Annotated in this window: 18 protein-coding genes, 1 tRNA gene and 1 pseudogene; 15 read left to right on the top strand and 5 right to left on the bottom strand. The window is 62.5% G+C overall.

Going from position 1 to position 20,343, the window contains the following annotated elements:
* Nucleotides 1-118 precede the first annotated feature (118 nt).
* Both APT59_RS14900 and APT59_RS14895 read left to right on the top strand, forming a co-directional pair.
* On the top strand, nucleotides 119-856 hold the full coding sequence (locus tag APT59_RS14900; protein WP_059315578.1) for a hypothetical protein: 738 nt from the start codon (nucleotides 119-121) through the stop codon (nucleotides 854-856).
* A gap of 62 nt (nucleotides 857-918) precedes the next feature.
* The gene (locus APT59_RS14895; protein ID WP_059315577.1) at nucleotides 919-1,977 is read left to right on the top strand and encodes a Gfo/Idh/MocA family protein; all 1,059 of its coding nucleotides are present in this window, start codon (nucleotides 919-921) and stop codon (nucleotides 1,975-1,977) included.
* A 6-nt stretch (nucleotides 1,978-1,983) separates the two neighbouring features.
* Here the strand turns inward: APT59_RS14895 and APT59_RS14890 are convergent, their stop codons facing one another.
* The 3 genes from APT59_RS14890 to APT59_RS14880 all read right to left on the bottom strand — a co-directional run bounded on the left by APT59_RS14890 (nucleotide 1,984) and on the right by APT59_RS14880 (nucleotide 4,031).
* Entirely contained in the window at nucleotides 1,984-2,526 is a 543-nt protein-coding gene (locus APT59_RS14890; protein ID WP_059315576.1) for an invasion associated locus B family protein, read from the bottom strand.
* A gap of 74 nt (nucleotides 2,527-2,600) precedes the next feature.
* Nucleotides 2,601-2,939, bottom strand: a complete 339-nt coding sequence (locus tag APT59_RS14885; protein ID WP_059315575.1) for a zinc ribbon domain-containing protein YjdM — start codon at nucleotides 2,937-2,939, stop codon at nucleotides 2,601-2,603.
* 78 nt (nucleotides 2,940-3,017) lie between these two features.
* Complete coding sequence (locus APT59_RS14880; protein WP_059315574.1) at nucleotides 3,018-4,031, bottom strand: sensor histidine kinase; 1,014 nt, start codon at nucleotides 4,029-4,031, stop codon at nucleotides 3,018-3,020.
* A gap of 264 nt (nucleotides 4,032-4,295) precedes the next feature.
* Here APT59_RS14880 and APT59_RS14875 point away from each other — a divergent pair, with 264 nt between their 5' ends.
* Complete coding sequence (locus APT59_RS14875; RefSeq protein WP_059315573.1) at nucleotides 4,296-4,658, top strand: response regulator; 363 nt, start codon at nucleotides 4,296-4,298, stop codon at nucleotides 4,656-4,658.
* Nucleotides 4,659-4,855: 197 nt separating this feature from the next.
* Here APT59_RS14875 and APT59_RS14870 read toward each other — a convergent pair.
* Nucleotides 4,856-4,931: transfer RNA gene (locus tag APT59_RS14870), tRNA-Asn, on the bottom strand.
* 82 nt (nucleotides 4,932-5,013) lie between these two features.
* A complete protein-coding gene (locus APT59_RS14865; RefSeq protein ID WP_059315572.1) occupies nucleotides 5,014-6,216 on the bottom strand; it encodes an amino acid aminotransferase in 1,203 nt (400 codons plus the stop codon).
* A 247-nt stretch (nucleotides 6,217-6,463) separates the two neighbouring features.
* Between APT59_RS14865 and uvrB the strand changes: the two genes are divergently transcribed.
* The 12 genes and pseudogenes from uvrB (at nucleotide 6,464) to APT59_RS14805 (ending at nucleotide 20,261) form a co-directional block, all read left to right on the top strand.
* A complete protein-coding gene (uvrB, locus tag APT59_RS14860) occupies nucleotides 6,464-8,473 on the top strand; it encodes an excinuclease ABC subunit UvrB (RefSeq protein ID WP_059315571.1) in 2,010 nt (669 codons plus the stop codon).
* Nucleotides 8,474-8,554: 81 nt separating this feature from the next.
* On the top strand, nucleotides 8,555-10,036 hold the full coding sequence (gene gltX, locus APT59_RS14855; protein ID WP_059315570.1) for a glutamate--tRNA ligase: 1,482 nt from the start codon (nucleotides 8,555-8,557) through the stop codon (nucleotides 10,034-10,036).
* Between the two features lie 213 nt (nucleotides 10,037-10,249).
* The gene (locus APT59_RS14850) at nucleotides 10,250-10,450 is read left to right on the top strand and encodes a hypothetical protein (RefSeq protein ID WP_156428964.1); all 201 of its coding nucleotides are present in this window, start codon (nucleotides 10,250-10,252) and stop codon (nucleotides 10,448-10,450) included.
* Between the two features lie 159 nt (nucleotides 10,451-10,609).
* Nucleotides 10,610-11,722: a histidinol-phosphate transaminase gene (gene hisC / locus APT59_RS14845; RefSeq protein WP_059315568.1), complete on the top strand. Its 1,113-nt coding sequence runs from the start codon at nucleotides 10,610-10,612 to the stop codon at nucleotides 11,720-11,722.
* Between the two features lies 1 nt (nucleotide 11,723).
* A pseudogene (locus tag APT59_RS14840) lies at nucleotides 11,724-12,638 on the top strand (prephenate dehydrogenase/arogenate dehydrogenase family protein); the annotation flags it as partial.
* Between the two features lie 20 nt (nucleotides 12,639-12,658).
* Entirely contained in the window at nucleotides 12,659-13,345 is a 687-nt protein-coding gene (gene cmk / locus APT59_RS14835) for a (d)CMP kinase (protein ID WP_007160398.1), read from the top strand.
* A 140-nt stretch (nucleotides 13,346-13,485) separates the two neighbouring features.
* A complete protein-coding gene (rpsA, locus tag APT59_RS14830) occupies nucleotides 13,486-15,165 on the top strand; it encodes a 30S ribosomal protein S1 (RefSeq protein WP_059315566.1) in 1,680 nt (559 codons plus the stop codon).
* A gap of 189 nt (nucleotides 15,166-15,354) precedes the next feature.
* On the top strand, nucleotides 15,355-15,642 hold the full coding sequence (gene ihfB, locus APT59_RS14825) for an integration host factor subunit beta (RefSeq protein WP_007160396.1): 288 nt from the start codon (nucleotides 15,355-15,357) through the stop codon (nucleotides 15,640-15,642).
* A 244-nt stretch (nucleotides 15,643-15,886) separates the two neighbouring features.
* Nucleotides 15,887-16,108 (top strand): hypothetical protein, encoded by a 222-nt coding sequence (locus APT59_RS14820; RefSeq protein ID WP_059315565.1) that lies wholly within the window; start codon nucleotides 15,887-15,889, stop codon nucleotides 16,106-16,108.
* A gap of 139 nt (nucleotides 16,109-16,247) precedes the next feature.
* The gene (locus tag APT59_RS14815; protein WP_059315564.1) at nucleotides 16,248-17,219 is read left to right on the top strand and encodes an NAD-dependent epimerase/dehydratase family protein; all 972 of its coding nucleotides are present in this window, start codon (nucleotides 16,248-16,250) and stop codon (nucleotides 17,217-17,219) included.
* A complete protein-coding gene (locus APT59_RS14810) occupies nucleotides 17,219-18,268 on the top strand; it encodes an MraY family glycosyltransferase (protein WP_059315563.1) in 1,050 nt (349 codons plus the stop codon). The genes APT59_RS14815 and APT59_RS14810 overlap by 1 nt, the downstream gene beginning before the upstream one ends.
* 10 nt (nucleotides 18,269-18,278) lie before the next feature.
* Nucleotides 18,279-20,261, top strand: a complete 1,983-nt coding sequence (locus tag APT59_RS14805; RefSeq protein WP_059315562.1) for a polysaccharide biosynthesis protein — start codon at nucleotides 18,279-18,281, stop codon at nucleotides 20,259-20,261.
* Nucleotides 20,262-20,343 lie beyond the last annotated feature (82 nt).

Below are 20,343 nucleotides of genomic sequence, written 5' to 3'. Positions count from 1 at the left end.
CTAATCGTTTTCCGCAGCAACGACTGAACGTTAGAAAAACCCATTCCTTGGCCTGCCGCACAGCAGGCCGGCCAAGGAAGGCTTTACCCTTCGGCTGCCCTCCATTGCCGAAGCTTCCATGCCTGCCCCTACCTTCACAGCCGTCGCCCGTCTCGGGTGTGTGATTGGCCTCCTACTCGCGAGTCTGAGCGGCTGCAGCCGTCAAGCTGCCCAGGATATCGCCCAGCAATTCGGCAAGACCCGCCCCAGCGAATTCCTGCAGACCAGCTCCGATCGCATGGCTACCCTCGCCATGCAGGCCAATCTACAGAGCCTGTACCTGCTGATGAACAAGCTCTATCTGCGCAATCCGGCCGAGTGGAAGAAGACCGGCCTGCCCGATGCCGCCAGCGCCGAGCGGGAGATCCGCACGGCCATCGAGCAGCGCCGCAGCCTGCCGGCATTAGGGGGACGCAAGGACGTGGCGGCCCTGAGCTACGTGCTGGGCGATGATTACCAGGGCGACCGCGTCGGTGCCTTCATCTATGCCATCGGCAGCATGATCATCGCCGCCCATGGCAATCGCACCGAGTTCTACATCACCGATGTGGTGAATGCGCGCTTCGTCAACAACGCCGCCCGCAACATCGAGAAGGCCACCTGGCTGCTGGGCCAGCGCAAGAATGCCGACGGCGAACCCCTGCTGTTCGCCAACGAGATCTCGGAGGAGGGCAGCAACCTCAGCTTCGCCACCGAGTTCGGCAAGATCGTCGCCCGGCTGGACCTGCTCGCCCAGTTGCTGGACGAGCGCTACCGGCGCATCGGCGTCAACTACGCCCAGAGTCTGCTGTTCATCAATTTCCTGCCGGTGCAGTAGCGCCTTCGACAGGGCGTCCCTTAGAGTCGAGAGACCTCACAACCATAACAATAGGTTCTGTCATGGTCGCTGCCTTGCGCATCGCCCTCATCGGCGCCGGCAACATGGGCCGCCAGCACCTGCATCATCTTCAATCCGTGCCGAGTGCTCGGCTGTGCGGCCTGGCCGATCCCGATCCGATGGCGGCCGAACTCGCCGCGCAATGGGCCGTGCCGCATTTCCGCGATCATCGCCAGCTGCTGGAAACCGTGCGCCCGGAAGCGGTGATCGTCGCCAATCCCAATGCCCTGCACGTCGCCACCGCCCTTGATTGCTTGGCCCTCGGCATCCCGCTGCTGCTGGAGAAGCCCGTGGGAACCACGTCAGAAGAGGTGGCTCAGCTGCTGCACGCCCAGCGCGACCGGCGCGTGGCACTGCTGGTCGGTCATCATCGTCGTCACAATCCGCTGATCGCCAGGGCTCATGAATTGTTGCGCAAGGGCGTGCTTGGCCGTCTGGTCACCGTCACCGCGTTGTGGCAACTGCAGAAGCCTGAGAGCTATTTCGAGAGTGCCTGGCGCCGCGAAGCGGGGGCCGGGATGCTGCTCACCAACCTGATCCATGACCTCGACCTGCTGCGTCATCTCTGTGGCGAGGTGCGCCAAGTCCAGGCTTTCACCGACAACGCCCTGCGCGGCTACGCCAATGCCGACAGTGCCGTGATCAGCCTGCAATTCGAGAGCGGCGCCCTGTGCAGTCTCACCGCCAGTGACGGCGCCGTCGCGCCCTGGAGCTGGGAGCTCACCAGTGGCGAGAATCCGGTCTATCCCCACCAGCCGGACCAGTCCTGCTACCTCTTCGCCGGGACCGAAGGCGCCCTGAGCGTGCCGCAGCTGCGCCTCTGGCACTATGCCGAGCCGGGCGCCGGCTGGCACCAGCCGCTTGGAGCAGAGATGCGGGCCGCGACCCCGGACGAGGCCTTGCGTCTGCAGCTGGAGCACTTCGTGCGGGTCGCGCGGGGATTGGAGGCCCCCCTGGTCAGTGCCGAGGATGCCGCCCGTACCCTGGCGCTGGTGGCCGCCGTGGAGCGTGCCGCCGCCAGCGGCACGGCGCAGCACCCGGCAGCACCCTTGCCAGACTAGAGGTCCTTACAGCGGCTTCGTCAGTTCCTTGGCCCGGTCGTAGGCCTTGGAGAACCCCTTGAGCGACAGGCTTTCGCTGGCGGTCTCGCCATTGGCGACCGGCGTGGTCACGGTCAGGCGACCGCCGCGCTGCAGCTGCTTGAAGACATCGCCGACGAACTCCACCGGCACCACGCAACCCTGGGGAATGCAGGTATGGAAGGGGCGATTCTCCAGGCTGCGCTTGTCGATCTGCAGCGAGATCGGCTTGGTCACGGCCACGCCGAACGGCAGCACCAGGATGCCGTCCACGCCTTCGCGATTGGGGCGCAGTTCGGTGACCAGCATGCGCTGGCCCTTGGCGCTGTCCTTCTGCTGGGTCAGGGCGCAGAGCTGCGCGGAGCGCTCCGCGTTGCGGGCGATGCGGCAGATCACCTGCCAGTCGCCATACTTCTCCGTGACCGACGGCTGCGGTTCCTGGGCGTTGTTGGGCGCCGACTGGGCGAAGGCCTGGCCGGCGAGCAGCAGAGGCGCAAGGAACAGGGCCGGGCGGAGGAAGCGATAAGACATGGAGAGTCCTTGGCAGGGAAAAAGAGCCTCAAGGGTAGGCCATCGCTCCGCCAGCGAACACCCCGGTACGACGATCAGACCTTTTTGACGAACTCGGATTTGAGCTTCATCGCACCTATGCCATCGATCTTGCAGTCGATGTCGTGATCGCCATCGACCAGGCGGATGTTCTTGACCTTGGTGCCGACCTTGACCACCAAGGACGAGCCCTTGACCTTGAGGTCCTTGATCACGCTGACGGTGTCGCCGTCTTGCAGAGGGTTACCGACGGCATCGCGGATCACCTTGGTTTCATCGGCGGCGCCGGCTTCACCGGGCGTCCATTCATGGGCGCATTCCGGGCAGATCAGTTGATCACCGTCGGCATAGGTGTATTCGGATGCGCAGAGGGGGCAGGGCGGTAGAGCGGTCATGGCGGGGGCACCTGGCTGGAAAAGCCGCGCATTGTATAGGGTTTTTGCCCTGTCTGGTGCCTGGGTACGCCTCCGCCTCTAGGCTACGAGCTGCACCTCGACGACGGTGCCATTGTCATTTCGATAGCGCGCCTCGCCACCGAGCTGCTCGGCCAGGCTGTTGATGATCTTGAAGCCCAGGCGCTGGCTGGTGCGCGGATTGAACTGCTGCGGCATGCCGCGACCGTTGTCGGCGATACGCAGCAGCAGGCGCTGATCTTCTTCACGTTGCAGGCTGATGCTGATCAGGCCGCGCTGGCTGTCCTCGAAGGCATGCTTGAGGGAATTGGTGACCACCTCCGCCACCAGCATCGACAGGGTGGTCAGGCGCGAGAGATCGAAATTCAGCGGCTCGGCGTTGATGGCGCAGGACACGTTGGACTGTCCTGCCGCGGCCAGCAGATCGCTGGTGAGCAGCTGCAGGTGGTGAGCCACTGGCTGGTCGGCATCGGCGGGGTCGTGCAGGCGCCGATGAATGCGCGAGATGCTTTCCAGTCGCGAGCGCGCCTCTTCCAGGGCCTGGGAGGCCTGGCTGTCACCGGGCAGCTTGAGCTGCTGCAGCATGAGCAGCGAGGCGATGAACTGGATGTTGTTGGCCACCCGGTGCTGCAATTCCTGGAACATCGTCGTCTGGACGTTGTAGAGGTCGTGGATCACCTGCTGCTCGGCGCGCAGTCGGGCGCTTGCCCTGTGCATGTAGTGGATCAGGGCGATGTCCACTCCGACGATGACGACGTAGAAGGCCAGGGCCAGAAAGCCCTGGGCACCGACATCGAAGGTCCAGCCCGGAGGAATGAAGAAGTACCAGGCCGCGAGACCGGAAAGCATTGCACAGAGGACGCCGGCACGCGTGCCGCAGAAGAAGGCGGTCAGGATCACCGCCGGAAAGAAGGTCAGGTAAGGAAAGCCCTGCATCAGGATATCGGCCAGGGCGAAACGTGCGCCCAAGGCCAGGGCGAAGGCCAGTAGAGCGAGGCCGTAAGCCTGCGCCGGACGAGCTCGGATCGTACTGCTGAGATCGCTGATCCAATGACGACGAGACGACGGATCCAAGGCTCTAACCTGTGGTGTAGATAACGGCGGCGCAAGCTTAACGCAAAGCCGTCTCGCTTAGGGGGGGCGGGCGCATCAAAGGCGCCTTTGCCCGGTCCGACGGCGGCATCCTGTACAAGACTTGGACCGCTTCAGCCGTTTCGTCGACTCGCGGACCAGGCGGGTACCTTTCTTGTACAACAGTGCCCTTGGTCGTATAGCTGAGGACGCTAGCGAATTGCTATGGTCAAACCATTGCAAATCTTTCAATCACAGGATCCGCTCATGAATCGCCAGCGTGTGCTAGTCGCCGAGGATGAGCCTGTTCTGCGAGAGCTATTGCAGGAGCTTTTCGAAGGCTGGGGTTATCAGGTGGATGCCTTCGGCAGTGCCGACGCGGCCTGTGCCTTCCTGCAGGAAGCGCAGCCCACGCTGGATCTGCTCTTTACCGATGTGCGGATGCCGGGCCTGCTGAGCGGTGTCGATCTGGCACTTCAGGCACGTGACCGCCAGGCGGGCCTGCCCATCGTCATCACCTCGGGCTATTGCGACGAAAATCCGGCTTCTGCGGCTCGTGCCACCTTTCTGCCCAAGCCCTGGGATCTGGAGATGCTGCACCGTAGTTGTCCCCAGCCCGTTACGCAGTAGCTCGCTGTCTGGGCGACTGCGGTCGCGTTGATCCTGAGCCACATGGCGAATCGCTGGGGCCCCAAGGTCTTCGCGAAACAGCGAGGGATAGTCGCGGATCTTCCCTGGCAGCCGAGGTGGTACAGCGTCTATACGATGAAAATCGCACCCAAACAAAAAGCCCGCAGCGGTTACCCGCTACGGGCTTTTTCAGATTTTGGCTCCGCGACCTGGACTCGAACCAGGGACCCAATGATTAACAGTCATTTGCTCTACCGACTGAGCTATCGCGGAACAACGGGGCGTATCTTACTGATAGATAACGGGAAGTCAAGCCTCGGCGGCACCAGAAAAACGGGCCGCCGAAAGCCCTTCGTCAGCCCTTCAATACCGCGGCGATGGCCTGGATGGTGGGCTGCAGATTGCGCTCGTTCAACGCGGCCACGCAGATGCGTCCGGTACTGACCGCATAGATGCCGAATTCGCTCTTCAGCCGCTCGACCTGCTCGGCGGTCAGGCCGGAGTAGGAGAACATGCCGCGCTGGGCGTTGACGAAAGCGAAGTCGCGGGTGGCGCCGGCAGCGGCCAGGCCTCCCACCAGGGCGTTACGCATGGTGCGGATGCGCTGGCGCATTTCTCCCAGTTCGGCTTCCCACAGGGCGCGCAGCTCGGGATTGCTCAGCACGGTGGCGACGATGGTGGCGCCATGGGTCGGTGGGTTGGAGTAATTGGTGCGGATCACCCGTTTGACCTGCGACAGCACCCGGGCGCTTTCCTCGCGGCTCTCGCTGACCAGGGTCAGGGCGCCGACCCGCTCGCCGTACAGCGAGAAGGATTTGGAGAAGGAGCTGGAGACCAAAAAGGTCAGGCCGGAATCGGCGAACAGGCGTACGGCCTGGGCGTCTTCCTCGATGCCGTCGCCAAAGCCCTGGTAGGCGATGTCGAGGAAGGGCACCAGGTTGCGCGCCTTGACCACGTCCAGCACCGCTTGCCAGTCGGCCGGCTGCAGATCCACGCCAGTGGGGTTGTGGCAGCAGGCGTGCAACACCACAACCGAGCGCTCTGGCAATGCCTTGAGATCGGCCAGGAAGCCTTCGCGATTCAGGCCATTGCTGGCGGCGTCGTAATAGCGATAGTTCTGCACGGGAAAGCCGGCGCTCTCAAACAGGGCGCGGTGGTTTTCCCAGCTCGGATCGCTGATGGCGACCACGGCGTCCGGTAGCAGGCGCTTGAGGAAGTCGGCACCGATCTTCAGGGCGCCGGTACCGCCGACGGCCTGCACGGTGATGGCGCGACCTTCGCGCACCAGACTCGATTCGGCACCGAACAGCAGGTGCTGCACGGCCTGGTCGTAGGCGGCGATGCCCTCGATGGGCAGGTAGCCACGCGGCGCCTGGGCGGCCACGCGCTGCTTCTCGGCCTCGGCCACGGCGCGCAGCAACGGAATGCGGCCCTGCTCGTCGTAGTAGACCCCCACGCCCAGATTGACCTTGTGCGGACGGGCGTCGGCGTTATAGGCCTCGTTCAGGCCAAGGATGGGGTCGCGGGGTGCCATTTCGACGGCGGAGAACAAACTCATGGGGCAGGGGCTCGAATGAGAGGTGAAGGGAAGGGCGGAACGCTTAGGAACCAGGAGTATAGCCCCCTGCAGGCACCATCGCGACCCGACCTCGGTAGGAGATTTCCTGACGTGCGGCGCCGCAGGCGGATTGCAAAGGGGCGCATGCGACCTCATCTAGGGGCTTCCAGCCTTTTCCTCGTCCACACCGCCCTGACCTTGCGTTAGCGTGGTGGTGTCCGTGCATTTCCGCGCTACTGAGGCAGCCATGTCCGCATTCCAGCTTTCCACCCGCTACACCCCGGCCGGCGACCAGCCCGAAGCCATTCGCCAGATGGTGGAAGGCCTGGAGGCGGGCCTGTCGCACCAGACCCTGCTCGGCGTGACCGGCTCGGGCAAGACCTTCAGCATTGCCAACGTCATCGCCCAGGTGCAGCGCCCGACTATGGTGCTGGCGCCGAACAAGACCCTGGCCGCCCAGCTCTATGGCGAATTCAAGGCCTTCTTCCCGAACAACTCGGTGGAATACTTCGTCTCCTACTACGACTACTACCAGCCGGAAGCCTATGTGCCGTCGTCGGACACCTTCATCGAGAAGGACTCGTCCATCAACGACCACATCGAGCAGATGCGCCTCTCTGCTACCAAGGCGCTGCTCGAGCGCAAGGACGCCATCATCGTCGCCTCGGTGTCCTCCATCTATGGCCTGGGCAGTCCCGAGGCCTACCTGAAGATGGTCCTGCACCTGGATCGCGGCGATCGCATCGACCAGCGCACCATCCTGCGCCGGCTGGCCGAGTTGCAGTACAGCCGTAACGACATGGAATTCGCCCGCGCCACCTTTCGCGTGCGCGGCGACGTCATCGACATCTTCCCGGCGGAATCCGACTTGGAAGCGGTGCGCATCGAGCTGTTCGACGATGAAGTAGAGAGTCTGTCGGCCTTCGATCCGTTGACCGGCGAGGTGATCCGCAAGTTGCCGCGCTTCACCTTCTATCCCAAGACCCACTACGCCACGCCGCGCGAGACCCTGCTGGGCGCCATCGAGAACATCAAGCTGGAGCTCGCCGACCGCCTCGAATGGCTGCGCAGCCAGAATCGTCTGCTCGAAGCCCAGCGCCTGGAGCAGCGTACTCGCTTCGACCTGGAGATGATCCTCGAACTGGGCTACTGCAACGGCATCGAGAACTACAGCCGCTACCTGTCGGGGCGTGGTCCGGGCGAGCCGCCGCCCACCCTCTACGACTACCTGCCGAGCAATGCCCTGCTGGTGATCGACGAATCCCACGTCACCGTTCCGCAGATCGGTGCCATGTTCAAGGGTGATCGCTCGCGCAAGGAAACCCTGGTGGAGTACGGCTTTCGCCTGCCCTCGGCGCTAGACAACCGACCGCTCAAGTTCGAGGAGTGGGAGGCCGGCGCGCCCCAGACCATCTTCGTCTCGGCCACCCCCGGCCCTTACGAGGAGGAACATGCCGGCCGCGTGATCGAGCAGGTGGTGCGGCCCACCGGCCTGGTCGACCCCATCATCGAGATCCGTCCGGCCACCACCCAGGTGGACGATCTGCTCTCCGAGATCCGCCTGCGCGTAGCCCAGGAGGAGCGGGTGCTCTGTACCACCCTGACCAAGCGCATGGCCGAGGACCTCACCGACTACCTGGCCGATCACGATGTGCGGGTGCGCTATCTGCACTCGGACATCGACACCGTGGAGCGGGTGGAGATCATCCGCGACCTGCGCCTGGGCACCTTCGACGTGCTGGTGGGCATCAACCTCTTGCGCGAAGGCCTGGACATGCCCGAGGTCTCCCTGGTGGCGGTGCTCGATGCCGACAAGGAGGGTTTCCTGCGTTCCGAACGCTCGCTGATCCAGACCATCGGCCGGGCGGCGCGTAACCTCAACGGCAAGGCCATCCTCTATGCCGACAACATGACCGGCTCCATGCAGCGCGCCATCGACGAGACCGAGCGCCGCCGCAATCGGCAGCTGGCGTTCAACGAAGAGCACGGCATCGTGCCCCAGGGCATCAAGAAGGACATCCGCGACATCATGGAAGGCGCCGCCGCGCCAGGTGGTAAGGGCAAGCGTCGCGTGGCCAAGGCTGCCGAGGACAAGGGCGAATATGCCGCCGAACTGCGCTCGCCCAGCGAGATCGGCAAGCGCATCCGTCAGCTCGAAGAGAAGATGCTGCAGCTGGCGCGCGACCTGCAGTTCGAGTCCGCAGCCCAGCTGCGCGACGAGATACAGGCGCTCCGCGAGCGCCTGGTCCAGGTTTAAGGTGATGGGCTCAACTGGCAGCGCTGACCCCGGCGCTGCTACCATTCCGCCTTTGTCCCTTCGCGTTTTTCGAGAAAGCCGATGACCACCGTTCGCACGCGCATCGCGCCGTCGCCCACCGGCGACCCGCATGTCGGTACCGCCTATATCGCCCTGTTCAATCTCTGCTTCGCCCGTCAGCACGGCGGTCAGTTCATCCTGCGCATCGAGGATACCGACCAGGTTCGCTCGACTCGCGAGTCCGAACAGCAGATCTATGATGCCCTGCGCTGGCTGGGCATCGAGTGGGACGAGGGCCCGGATGTTGGCGGTCCCCATGGCCCCTATCGGCAGAGCGAGCGCGGCGAGATCTACTGGAAGTACGCCCGGGAGCTGGTGGAGAAAGGTCACGCCTTCTACTGCTTCGCTACTCCGGAAGAACTCGACCAGATGCGTGCCGAACAGCAGGCGCGTGGTGAAACCCCGCGCTACGACGGTCGCGGCCTGCGCCTGAGCCAGGACGAGGTGCAACAGCGCCTGGACGCGGGTCAGCCCTATGTGATCCGCATGAAGGTGCCGGAGGAGGGCGTCTGCGTCGTCCCCGACCTGCTGCGCGGTGATGTCGAGATCCCCTGGGATCGCATGGACATGCAGGTGCTGATGAAGGCCGACGGCCTGCCCACCTATTTCCTGGCCAACGTGGTCGACGACCACCTGATGGGCATCACCCACGTCCTGCGCGGCGAAGAGTGGCTGCCTTCGGCACCCAAGCTGATCAAGCTCTACGAGTGCTTCGGCTGGGAGCAGCCCCAGCTGTGCTACATGCCGCTGCTGCGCAATCCGGACAAGAGCAAGCTTTCCAAGCGCAAGAATCCCACCTCGGTGACCTTCTACCAGCGCATGGGCTACCTGCCCCAAGCCATGCTCAACTACCTTGGACGCATGGGCTGGTCGATGCCCGACGAGCGCGAGAAATTCACCCTGGACGAGATGGTCGAGCATTTCGACCTCCAGCGTGTGTCCCTGGGCGGTCCGATCTTCGACGTCGAGAAGCTCTCCTGGCTCAACGGCCAGTGGCTGCGCGAACTGAGCCCCGAACGCTTCGCCGCCGAGGTGCAGCAGTGGGCGCTCAATCCCGACTACCTGCTCAAGATCGCACCCCTGGTGCAGCAGCGCGTCGAGACCTTCAGCCAGATCGCCCCGCTGGCCGGCTTCTTCTTCAGCGGTGCGCTCAATCTGGATCCGGCGCTGTTCCAGCACAAGAAGCTGTCCGCCGACCAGGTCCGCCTGGTCATGCAACTGCTGCTGTGGAAGCTCGAAGCCTTGCGCCAGTGGGACAAGGAGCGCATCACCGCAGTGATCCAGGCCGTCGCCGAGCACCAGCAGCTCAAGCTGCGTGACGTGATGCCGCTGCTGTTCGCCGCCATTACCGGCCAGGCCAGCTCGGTCTCGGTGCTGGACGCCATGGAAATCTTGGGTCCGGACCTCACGCGCTTCCGCCTGCGGCAGGCGGTCGAGCTGCTGGGTGCACCCTCCAAGAAAGAAACCAAGGAGTGGGAGAAGCTGCTGGCCGAACTCGGCTGACAGCCCTCCGGCCGACCCCGTCGTTGGGGTCGGCTTCTTTCTCGCGCCAGGATGGCCACATGACCTCCAAGAATCCTCCGTACCACACTGGCCTGGAAGCCAGATTGGCTGGCGGTACCACGCCTAGGCTGGACCTTCATTCCGGCGACCGCGACGCCCGTATCCCTGCTCGCCGGACCAATCCCGGCCGCGCGAGGCCGCGGTCCCCAAGGCATGCCGGTGCTGATTCGCCTTCGTCATCATGCCAGTCTTGGTGGTATCAACATCGTTGTGCACTCTTTGCAGCAGCGCTACGGTTGGCGGGTGGGCAAGGTGCGGAAGGGTATCGCTTGCCTGAGCGTTCACCTGGCCCGGTTCGTTGTCGAGTCCGGCGCCATTCTCATTTCCCTCCTGGCCGCCGCGATCCTTATCTGACCCGGCGATCGATCCTCGCCCAGGTCGTTACAGTGGGATCGACTACGGGCTTTCCGTCGCGCGATCGCAACTTCGATTGGTCCGCGACCCGCCTTGGCTTTAAGATGGCGCCCATTTTCGGCGGCCCGGCCGTCGTCATCGCAAGTTGAAGAGGTCTCCATGAGCTGCGATTTCCTGGCGCAAGCCCTTCCCGGCGTACAGAAACTTTCGCCCTACGTGCCCGGCAAGCCTGTCGATGAACTGGCCCGCGAGCTGGGTATGGCGCCCGCCAGCATCGTCAAGCTCGCCAGCAACGAGAATCCCCTCGGCCCGAGTGCCAAGGCCCTCGAAGCCATCCGCGCCGAGCTGGCCGACCTGACCCGCTATCCCGATGGCGGCGGCTTCGACCTCAAGCAGGCCCTGAGCAAGCGCTTCGGCGTGGCCGCCAATGGCATCACCCTGGGCAACGGCTCCAACGACATTCTCGAACTGGTCGCCCGAGCCTACCTGGCACCCGGCTACAACGCCGTGTTCAGCGAGCATGCCTTCGCCGTCTATCCGCTGGTGACCCTGGCCATCGGTGCGGAAGGTCGCAGCGTCCCGGCAAAGGACTACGGTCATGACCTCGACGCCATGCTGGCCGCCATCGATGCCGACACCCGGGTGGTCTTTGTCGCCAACCCCAACAACCCCACCGGCACCTGGTTCGACAGCGAAGCCCTGGCACGCTTCCTCACCCGCGTGCCCGAACACGTCCTGGTAGTGCTGGACGAGGCCTACATCGAATACGCCGAAGGCAACGAGCTGCCGGACGGCCTGGCCTTCCTCGCGCAGTATCCCAACCTCGTGGTGTCGCGGACCTTCTCCAAGGCCTATGGCCTGGCCGCCTTGCGCGTGGGCTATGCCTTCTCCTCGCCGACCGTGGCCGATGTCCTCAACCGGGTACGCCAGCCGTTCAACGTGAACAGCCTGGCCCAGGCCGCGGCCTGTGCGGCCTTGGCCGACAGCGACTACCTGGCCCGCAGCCGCGCCCTGAATGACGCCGGCATGGCCCAGCTGGAAGCGGGTTTTCGCGACCTCGGCCTGGCATGGATTCCTTCACGCGGCAATTTCATCGCCGTCGACCTGGGTCGTGATGCCGGGCCGATCAACCAGGGCCTGCTGCAGGAAGGCGTCATCGTTCGCCCCGTTGCCGGTTACGGCATGCCGACCTTCCTGCGCGTCTCCATCGGTACCGAGGCGGAAAACGCCCGCTTCCTGGTAGCACTGGGCAAGGTGCTGGGGCGTGGCTGACATGGCCGCCCCCGTGATCGAACGTCTTGTCGTTGTCGGCCTGGGGCTGATCGGCGGCTCCTTCGCCAAGGGTGCTCGCGCCAGTGGTCTTTGCCGTGAAGTGGTCGGGATCGACCGGGATCCGGATACCCGGCGCCAGGCGGTGGAGCTGGGCGTGGTCGACCGTTGCGTCGCCGAACTCGCCGAGGCCTGTCCCGGCGCCGATGTCATTCAGCTCGCCGTGCCCATCCTGGCCATGGAGCGCGTGCTGGCCGATCTGGCGGCACTGTCGCTGCAGGGCGCCATTCTCACCGATGTCGGCAGTGCCAAGGGCAACGTGGTGCGCGCCGCACGCCGCGCCTTTGCCGGCCAGTCGCTGCGTTTCGTCCCGGGGCATCCCATCGCCGGTTCCGAACGCAGTGGCGTCACCGCGGCCAATGCGGCCCTGTTCAATCGTCACAAGGTCATCCTCACGCCACTGGAAGAAACCCTGCCGGCCGACCTGGACAAGATCGATCGCCTCTGGCGCGCCATCGGCGCCGACGTCGAGCACATGACCGTCGAACATCACGATCAGGTTCTCGCCGCCACCAGTCATCTGCCGCACCTGTTGGCCTTCAATCTGGTGGACTCCCTGGCCAAGCGCAGCGAGAACCGCGAGATCTTCCACTATGCCGCGGGCGGTTTCCGCGACTTCACCCGTATCGCCGGCAGCGATCCGACCATGTGGCACGACATCTTCATCGCCAATCGCGAAGCCGTGCTGCAGGCGCTGGACACCTACCGCACCGATCTCGACGAACTGCGCGGTGCCATTCAGGCCGGCGATGGTCAGTTCCTCATGGAGGTGCTGACCCATGCGCGGGGCGCGCGCGAATATTTCGGGCGCATCCTCGCCAGTCGTACCCAGGCCGGCGCTCAGGCCGCCAGCCATCATTCCCTTACGGAGGGGCACTCATGAGCAGTACCGCACCCGTCATCACCCTCGACGGCCCCGGCGGTTCGGGGAAGGGCACCCTCGCGGCGCTGGTCGCCCGCCAGCTCGGCTGGAACCTGCTGGATTCCGGCGCGCTCTATCGGCTGCTGGCCTTCGCCGCGCGTAACCATGGCGTCGACTACACCAATGAGGAGTCGCTCAAACTGCTGGCGGCCCATCTGGACGTCCAGTTCCTCGCGGGGCACGAGCACGGCCAGCGCATCATCCTCGAAGGTGAGGACGTCACTGACGTCATCCGCACCGAGGAAGTCGGTGCCGGCGCCTCCCAGGTCGCCACGCTGCCTGCCGTTCGTGATGCCCTGCTGCAGCGCCAGCAGGCCTTCCGCGAAGCGCCCGGCCTGGTGGCCGATGGTCGTGACATGGGCACCGTGGTTTTCCCGGATGCCGAGCTGAAGATCTTTCTGACCGCCGGTGCCGAGGAACGGGCACAGAGGCGTTATCTTCAGTTGAAGCAAAAGGGCGAAAATGTTAGTTTGCCTGCCCTCCTGGAAGAGATCCGTGAGCGGGACGCCCGCGATAGTCAGCGTAGCGTTGCTCCGCTCAAGCCTGCCGACGACGCCGTCGAGCTGGATTCCACGCATCTCTCCATACAACAGGTATTGGAACGCATCCTGACCCTGGCCGCCGAGCGCGACCTGGCAGGATGAAGGCCGAGGCTCATTCGAGTCGTCGGTGAAAGCTGCCGGGAACCAGTCACATCCCGGTAGCCGGATGGTTACCACTCACCCCGCATGGGCTGGTCATGCGGTAGCCGGATACATCGGGTATCCATACAACAGGTATAAACATGAGCGAAAGCTTCGCAGAACTCTTTGAAGAAAGTCTGAAATCCCTCGACATGCAGCCGGGCGCCATCATCGTCGGCACCGTGGTGTCGATCGATGGCGACTGGGTTGTGGTCGATACCGGCCTGAAATCCGAAGGCCTGGTTCCGCTCGAGCAGTTCTACAACGAACAAGGCGAGCTGACCATCAACGTGGGTGACGAAGTCCACGTAGCCCTGGATGCCGTCGAAGACGGTTTCGGCGAAACCAAAGTGTCTCGCGAAAAGGCCAAGCGCGCCGAGTCCTGGCTGGTCCTGGAAGCAGCGTTCAGCGCCGACGAAGTGGTCAAGGGTGTCATCAACGGCAAGGTCAAGGGCGGTTTCACCGTCGACGTCAGCGGTATCCGCGCGTTCCTGCCGGGCTCCCTGGTCGACGTCCGTCCGGTGCGTGACACCACTCACCTGGAAGGCAAGGAACTCGAGTTCAAGGTCATCAAGCTGGACCAGAAGCGCAACAACGTTGTCGTTTCCCGTCGTAGCGTCCTGGAAGCCGAGAACAGCGCCGAGCGTGAAGCTCTGCTGGAATCCCTGCAGGAAGGTCAGCAGGTCAAGGGTATCGTCAAGAACCTCACCGACTACGGTGCGTTCGTCGACCTGGGCGGCGTGGATGGCCTGCTGCACATTACCGACATGGCCTGGAAGCGCATCAAGCATCCGTCGGAAATCGTCAACGTCGGCGACGAGATCGACGTCAAGGTGCTGAAGTTCGACCGCGAGCGCAACCGCGTTTCCCTGGGTCTGAAGCAGCTGGGCGAAGATCCGTGGGTCGCCATCAAGGCTCGTTACCCGGAAGGCACCCGCGTTCAGGCGCGCGTCACCAACCTCACCGACTACGGCTGCTTCGCCGAGCTGGAAGAGGGCGTGGAAGGCCTGGTACACGTGTCCGAAATGGATTGGACCAACAAGAACATCCACCCGTCCAAGGTCGTTCAGGTCGGCGACGAAGTGGAAGTCATGGTCCTGGATATCGACGAAGAGCGTCGTCGTATCTCCCTGGGCATCAAGCAGTGCCGCGCTAACCCGTGGGAAGAGTTCTCGGGTCAGTTCAATAAGGGCGACCGCATCTCCGGCACCATCAAGTCGATCACCGATTTCGGTATCTTCATTGGTCTGGAAGGCGGCATCGACGGCCTGGTACACCTGTCCGACATCTCCTGGAACGAAACCGGCGAAGAAGCCGTGCGTCGCTTCAAGAAGGGTGACGAGCTGGACACCGTGATCCTGTCCGTTGACCCGGAGCGCGAGCGTATCTCCCTGGGCATCAAGCAGCTGGAAGACGATCCGTTCTCCAACTACGCCTCCCTGAACGAGAAAGGCACCATCGTGCGCGGTACCGTCAAGGAAGTCGATGCCAAGGGCGCTGTCATCACCCTGGGCAACGAGATCGAAGGCGTCCTGAAGGCGTCCGAAATCAGCCGTGATCGCGTCGAAGACGCCCGTAACGTGCTGAAGGAAGGCGACGAAGTCGAAGCCAAGATCATCAGCATCGATCGCAAGAGCCGCGTGATCAGCCTCTCCGTCAAGTCCAAGGACGTCGACGACGAGAAGGAAGCCATGAGCTCCCTGCGTAGCAAGCAAGAGCCTGCTGCTGGCCCCACCACCATCGGCGACCTGATCAAGGCGCAGATGGAAAGCCAGAACTAAGTTCGAGCTTGAATGAAAAGGCGACCCTTCGGGGTCGCTTTTTTTTGCTCTGCAGAAAGGGAAGCAGGGTGGTCATGAGACGTAAAAGTTACCGAGGCGAAAGCGACCTGCTTGACTTTTCAAAAATCGGCCAGCGTGCTAAAAGTCCTTGAAGGTGATCTAGCCGCTTGATAACGAAGGAAAAAATCCATGACCAAGTCGGAGTTGATCGAGCGCATCGTGTCCTACCAGGGGCAACTTTCGTCCAGGGACGTCGAGCTGGCTATCAAGACCATGCTGGAGCAGATGGCCCAGGCGCTTTCCACAGGTGATCGCATCGAAATCAGGGGCTTCGGCAGCTTTTCTCTGCATTATCGGGCGCCTCGGACCGGTCGCAATCCCAAGACAGGCGAGTCGGTATTGCTGGACGGAAAGTTCGTGCCGCATTTCAAACCGGGCAAGGAGTTGAGAGACAGGGTCAACGAGTTAGAGCCATAAAGCCGTCGCCCAACTCTTCTGTCTGCTCGATTTCACTCTAAGCTATTGATTCTGCTGCCTTTTTAATCTGAGCTAGAATCGTCAAAAAAGCGTTGTTTATTCATTTTTCATCGGTATTTTGACGTTTAAAAAAAAAGTCAAGGCGTTTTGATATTTTTGTAGACGAGTTCCGATTTTTGTATGAGACTTCCTTCACATAAGGTCTTGGGTGACCTCGTAGTCCACGCCGAGTGAGGAAGTTGTCATGCGCCACTATCTTTTCATCTGGATTGGTATCGCCGCCTGCTTTACCAGCATGCAACTTGGGCATCCCTTCCTGGCCGTCGCTGCTCTGGCTGGCAGCTGGATGGTAGCTCTGTTCCTGCAGCCCGCTCAGCGCGTTGAGAGCTTCTCCCGTCACTACGTTGCTTCTCCGGCCGCTCGTTTCCAGGCCGTTGAAGTGCGGGCGACTGCCAAGACGTTCTAAAGCTTTACCGTTTTACTGCCCGCCAGGCTCACGCTTGGCGGGCTTTTTTATGCCCGCGTTTTGCGCGGCTAGGCCCTCGCGGGGCAATGTCTTACCATAAGCCCCCTTTCCTGGCTGACTGGCACGGCGCAACGCATTGATGGAACGCAAGATTCTGGTGACGGGTGCGAGAGGCTTCGTGGGTGCCGCCCTGGTTAGGCAGCTGCAGACCAAGGGGTATCCGGTGATCGCAGCGCAACGCCAGGCGTCGGCGGCTTCTACCGTGGGTGGCATCACGACGGTGATCCAGGAGCTGTCCAGCGATACCGATTGGTGTGCAGCGCTGGCAGGGGTGGACACGGTCATTCACCTCGCGGCGCGCGTCCACCAGTTGGGCGAACAGCCGGGCGCGGAGAGCGAAAGGCGCTACGACGAAGTGAATCGAGCTGCCACGCTGAAGCTGGCACGGGACGCCTCTGCCGTCGGCGTTCGCCGCTTCATCTTTGTCAGCAGTATCAAGGTCAACGGCGACTGGACTCAGCCCGGTCGGCCCTTTCGCGCTGACGATCCTCCTGCGCCCAGTGACGCCTATGCACGTTCGAAGGCGGCCGCCGAACAGCAGCTGCTGGTGCTGATGGCCGAGACTGGGCTGGAAGTGGTCATCGTGCGACCGCCGCTGATCTATGGGCCTGGAGTAAAAGCCAATGTGGCTCGCCTGCTGGACACCCTGGCTCGTGGTGTACCTCTGCCCTTGGGCGGTGTCCGCCATAACAGGCGCAGCCTGCTGGCCCTGGAGAACCTGGTCGATCTGTTGATCCTGTGCATCGAGGCGCCCAAGGCCGCGGGCGCCATCCTGCTGGCCAGTGACGACGAGGACGTATCTACTGCCGAATTGCTGCAGCTACTGGCCGAAGGCTTGGGGCGCAATGCCCGGTTGATGCCGATTCCACCTGCCTGGCTCGAATGGGGCGCTCGGCTGCTGGGTCGCGGCGATGTAGCGCAAAGACTCTGTGGTTCACTGCAAGTCGATATTCAGCCTACCAAGGCCTTGCTCGGCTGGCAGCCTCCGCTGTCGGCGCGCATTGCGCTTCGGGCGCTGGGAGCGCAGCAAGCACACCCGGAGGGCAGGTGATGCTGCTGCTGTTGTTGATAGCAGCCGTTGGCTGCAGCTGGCTGGGTACCGCAGCACTCAGGCGCTATGCCTTGTCCGGCGGTTTGCTCGATGAACCCAATGCCCGTAGTTCGCATCAGGTGGCGACACCTCGTGGCGGCGGCCTGGCGATCGTCGTGGTATTTCTGCTCGGCTGCGCAGTCCTGCTGCTGCTGGGACGGCTAGAACCTTCGTTCTGTGGTGTGCTGACAGGGGCAGGGTTGCTGGTGGCGGTACTGGGCTTCGTTGACGATCATCGTCATGTCGGTGCTGGCTGGCGGTTGCTCGGCCATTTTCTTGCCGCCCTGGGCACCCTGCTGTGGCTGGGTGGCTATGGCGTCCTGCCTGATACTCTGGCCGGGTCGCTCGGGTTGCCCGGTTGGCTGATAATTGCTCTGGGGTGTCTGTATCTGGTCTGGCTGCTGAACCTCTACAACTTCATGGACGGTATCGATGGTATCGCCGCCGTGGAAGCCCTGACTGTCTGTCTGGGTATGGCGCTGGTGTATGTATTCGTCGGTCAGAGCCAGTTGGTGGCGGCGCCGCTGCTGTTGGCGGCAGCGGTCAGCGGGTTCCTGTTGTGGAATTTTCCGCCTGCCCGAATCTTCATGGGCGATGCGGGTAGCGGCTTCCTCGGCCTGGTCCTCGGCATTCTTTCGCTGCAGGCGGCGCTGACCGATCTGTCGCTGTTCTGGGCCTGGCTGATCCTGCTTGGTGTCTTCGTGGTGGATGCGACCTGGACGCTGCTGCGCCGGCTGAGTCGCGGCAAGAAACCCTACGAAGCCCATCGCACCCATGCCTATCAGTGGGCGTCTCGCCGGCATGGCGAGCACCGGCCGGTGACCCTGGCCGTGTTGGTGATCAATCTGTGCGGGTTGCTGCCTATCGCTTTGCTGGTGGGCACCGGGAATTTAAGTGCCATACTGGGCCTCTTGCTTGCCTATGGGCCTTTGCTTTGCCTGGCCCTTCGATACCATGCTGGGACCGATGAGGTAGCCGCGGCTGCGCAGTCCACCGGAATCAGGGATTAGGGACACTGATATGTTGCGTGACCATTTGGTCAAGCTGGACCGGCGTACCAAGCGAACTATTCAAGTCACAGTTGATTTGATATTGATCTGGATCTCCTTGTGGCTAGCGTTCTATCTGCGTCTCGGTTCTGCGCATATGATCGAGCCCTTTGGTGGTCATGCGTGGCTGTTCATCACAGCGCCGGCCATCGCGATCCCGCTGTTCATCCGCTTCGGCATGTACCGCGCGGTCATGCGTTATCTAGGCAATGATGCGCTGATCGCCATCGCCAAAGCGGTAACATTGTCTGTGCTGCTATTGTCCGTGGTCATCTACTGGTATCGCGATCTGCCAGAGATTGTGCCGCGCTCGATGATCTTCAATTACTGGATCGTCAGCCTGATCCTGATCGGGGGGCTGCGCCTCGCGCTGCGTCAGTACTTTCTGGGCGATTGGTATCGCGCCATCACAGTGCCCTTCATCAAGCAGCCTGATGAGTTGCCGCGGGTCGCCATCTATGGCGCCGGGTCGGCCGGCAACCAACTGGTCGCTGCCCTGCGCATGGGCCGGGCCATGCGCCCGGTGGCCTTCATTGATGATGACAAAAGTATCGCCAACCGCATCATCGCTGGGCTCAAAGTCTACACTCCTAAGCACATTCAACAGATGATTGAGGAAACAGGCGCCGAGGAGGTTCTTCTTGCGATCCCGTCAGCTACTCGTGCACGACGGCGTGAGGTGCTCGGCTTGTTGGAGCCTTACCCATTGCATGTCAGGACCGTACCTCGAATCAGTGACTTGGCCTGCGGCAAGGTGCAAATGGATGACTTGCAGGAAGTCGACATCGCAGACCTGCTGGGGCGTGACCCGGTTGCGTCTAGGCCGGAGCTATTTGCCCGTTGCATCACTGGCCTAGTTGTGATGGTGACGGGGGCCGGGGGCTCCATCGGTGCCGAACTCTGCCGGCAGATCATTGGTCAGAAGCCGCGCGCTCTGATCTTGCTTGACCATGCCGAATTCAATCTCTACAGCATCCATCGTGAGCTGGACGCCTATATCCAGCGCGAAGCCCTACCGGTCACCCTGGTACCCGTGCTGGGCTCAGTTCGTAATGCGCCATTGCTCTTGCAGGTAATGCGACATTGGAAGGTGGCTACCTTTTATCATGCGGCAGCCTACAAGCATGTGCCCATGGTCGAGCACAACATCGCCGAGGGATTCGGCAACAATGTGTTGGGAACCCTCAACGCCGCCCAGGCGGCCATTCAGGCTGGCGTGACCAGCTTTGTGCTGATTTCAACCGACAAGGCGGTTCGGCCCACCAATATCATGGGCAGTACCAAGCGGCTGGCCGAGATGATCCTCCAGGCGCTGAGCCGCGAGGCCGCGCCCGTGCTGCACGGTCAGGCGGATGGTATCCATCAGGTCAATCGCACCCGTTTCACCATGGTGAGATTCGGCAACGTGCTGGGCTCGTCCGGCTCGGTCATCCCGCTGTTCCGTACCCAGATCCGCAAAGGTGGGCCGGTGACCGTCACCCATCCCAAGATCACGCGCTTCTTCATGACTATTACCGAGGCTGCCCAGCTAGTCATCCAGGCGGGTGCCATGGGAGAGGGTGGTGACGTCTTCGTGCTCGACATGGGCGAGCCGGTACGGATCGTCGAGCTGGCCGAGCAGATGATCAAGCTGTCAGGCTTGAGCGTGCGCTCCCCAAACAATCCCCATGGCGATGTGGCAATCGAGTTCACCGGACTGCGTCCTGGCGAGAAACTTTACGAAGAGTTGCTTATCGGTGATGACGTAAGTCCAACGTCCCATCCCAAAATTATGCGTGCTAGCGAGGACTTTTTGGTCTGGGATTCTTTCAGGACGACTATTGTGGAGCTAAGTGCCGCTATTGATGCAGGGGATTATGTTCGGGTGCGGCAACTGCTCCGTGAGACCGTTACTGGTTACTCTCCAGAGGGTGATATCGTCGATTGGCTGCATGGCAAAAGATCTATTGAGTGATTCCTGCCACGGTTTTACCAGGCACGGATTTGAAGCCGAGCACAGAAGCGGCACCCTCCTGTCTCTGAGCTGAACTTTCCTT

The organism is Pseudomonas oryzihabitans, assembly GCF_001518815.1.
GTDB classification, from domain to species: domain Bacteria; phylum Pseudomonadota; class Gammaproteobacteria; order Pseudomonadales; family Pseudomonadaceae; genus Chryseomonas; species Chryseomonas oryzihabitans_E.
Note: the sequence above shows the minus strand (reverse complement) of the source record. Positions and strands in the feature narration are given on the sequence as shown.

What these genes read in the sequence shown, in the direction of transcription:
- APT59_RS14850 (WP_156428964.1), top strand. Translation starts at nt 10,250, where the DNA reads ATGCCGGTGCTGATTCGCCTTCGTCATCATGCCAGTCTTGGTGGTATC.
- APT59_RS14805 (WP_059315562.1), top strand. Translation starts at nt 18,279, where the DNA reads ATGTTGCGTGACCATTTGGTCAAGCTGGACCGGCGTACCAAGCGAACT.
- cmk (WP_007160398.1), top strand. Translation starts at nt 12,659, where the DNA reads ATGAGCAGTACCGCACCCGTCATCACCCTCGACGGCCCCGGCGGTTCG.
- uvrB (WP_059315571.1), top strand. Translation starts at nt 6,464, where the DNA reads ATGTCCGCATTCCAGCTTTCCACCCGCTACACCCCGGCCGGCGACCAG.
- APT59_RS14875 (WP_059315573.1), top strand. Translation starts at nt 4,296, where the DNA reads ATGAATCGCCAGCGTGTGCTAGTCGCCGAGGATGAGCCTGTTCTGCGA.
- APT59_RS14865 (WP_059315572.1), bottom strand. Translation starts at nt 6,216, where the DNA reads ATGAGTTTGTTCTCCGCCGTCGAAATGGCACCCCGCGACCCCATCCTT.
- hisC (WP_059315568.1), top strand. Translation starts at nt 10,610, where the DNA reads ATGAGCTGCGATTTCCTGGCGCAAGCCCTTCCCGGCGTACAGAAACTT.
- APT59_RS14810 (WP_059315563.1), top strand. Translation starts at nt 17,219, where the DNA reads ATGCTGCTGCTGTTGTTGATAGCAGCCGTTGGCTGCAGCTGGCTGGGT.
- APT59_RS14885 (WP_059315575.1), bottom strand. Translation starts at nt 2,939, where the DNA reads ATGACCGCTCTACCGCCCTGCCCCCTCTGCGCATCCGAATACACCTAT.
- gltX (WP_059315570.1), top strand. Translation starts at nt 8,555, where the DNA reads ATGACCACCGTTCGCACGCGCATCGCGCCGTCGCCCACCGGCGACCCG.
- APT59_RS14815 (WP_059315564.1), top strand. Translation starts at nt 16,248, where the DNA reads ATGGAACGCAAGATTCTGGTGACGGGTGCGAGAGGCTTCGTGGGTGCC.
- ihfB (WP_007160396.1), top strand. Translation starts at nt 15,355, where the DNA reads ATGACCAAGTCGGAGTTGATCGAGCGCATCGTGTCCTACCAGGGGCAA.
- APT59_RS14900 (WP_059315578.1), top strand. Translation starts at nt 119, where the DNA reads ATGCCTGCCCCTACCTTCACAGCCGTCGCCCGTCTCGGGTGTGTGATT.
- APT59_RS14895 (WP_059315577.1), top strand. Translation starts at nt 919, where the DNA reads ATGGTCGCTGCCTTGCGCATCGCCCTCATCGGCGCCGGCAACATGGGC.
- APT59_RS14820 (WP_059315565.1), top strand. Translation starts at nt 15,887, where the DNA reads ATGCGCCACTATCTTTTCATCTGGATTGGTATCGCCGCCTGCTTTACC.
- APT59_RS14890 (WP_059315576.1), bottom strand. Translation starts at nt 2,526, where the DNA reads ATGTCTTATCGCTTCCTCCGCCCGGCCCTGTTCCTTGCGCCTCTGCTG.
- rpsA (WP_059315566.1), top strand. Translation starts at nt 13,486, where the DNA reads ATGAGCGAAAGCTTCGCAGAACTCTTTGAAGAAAGTCTGAAATCCCTC.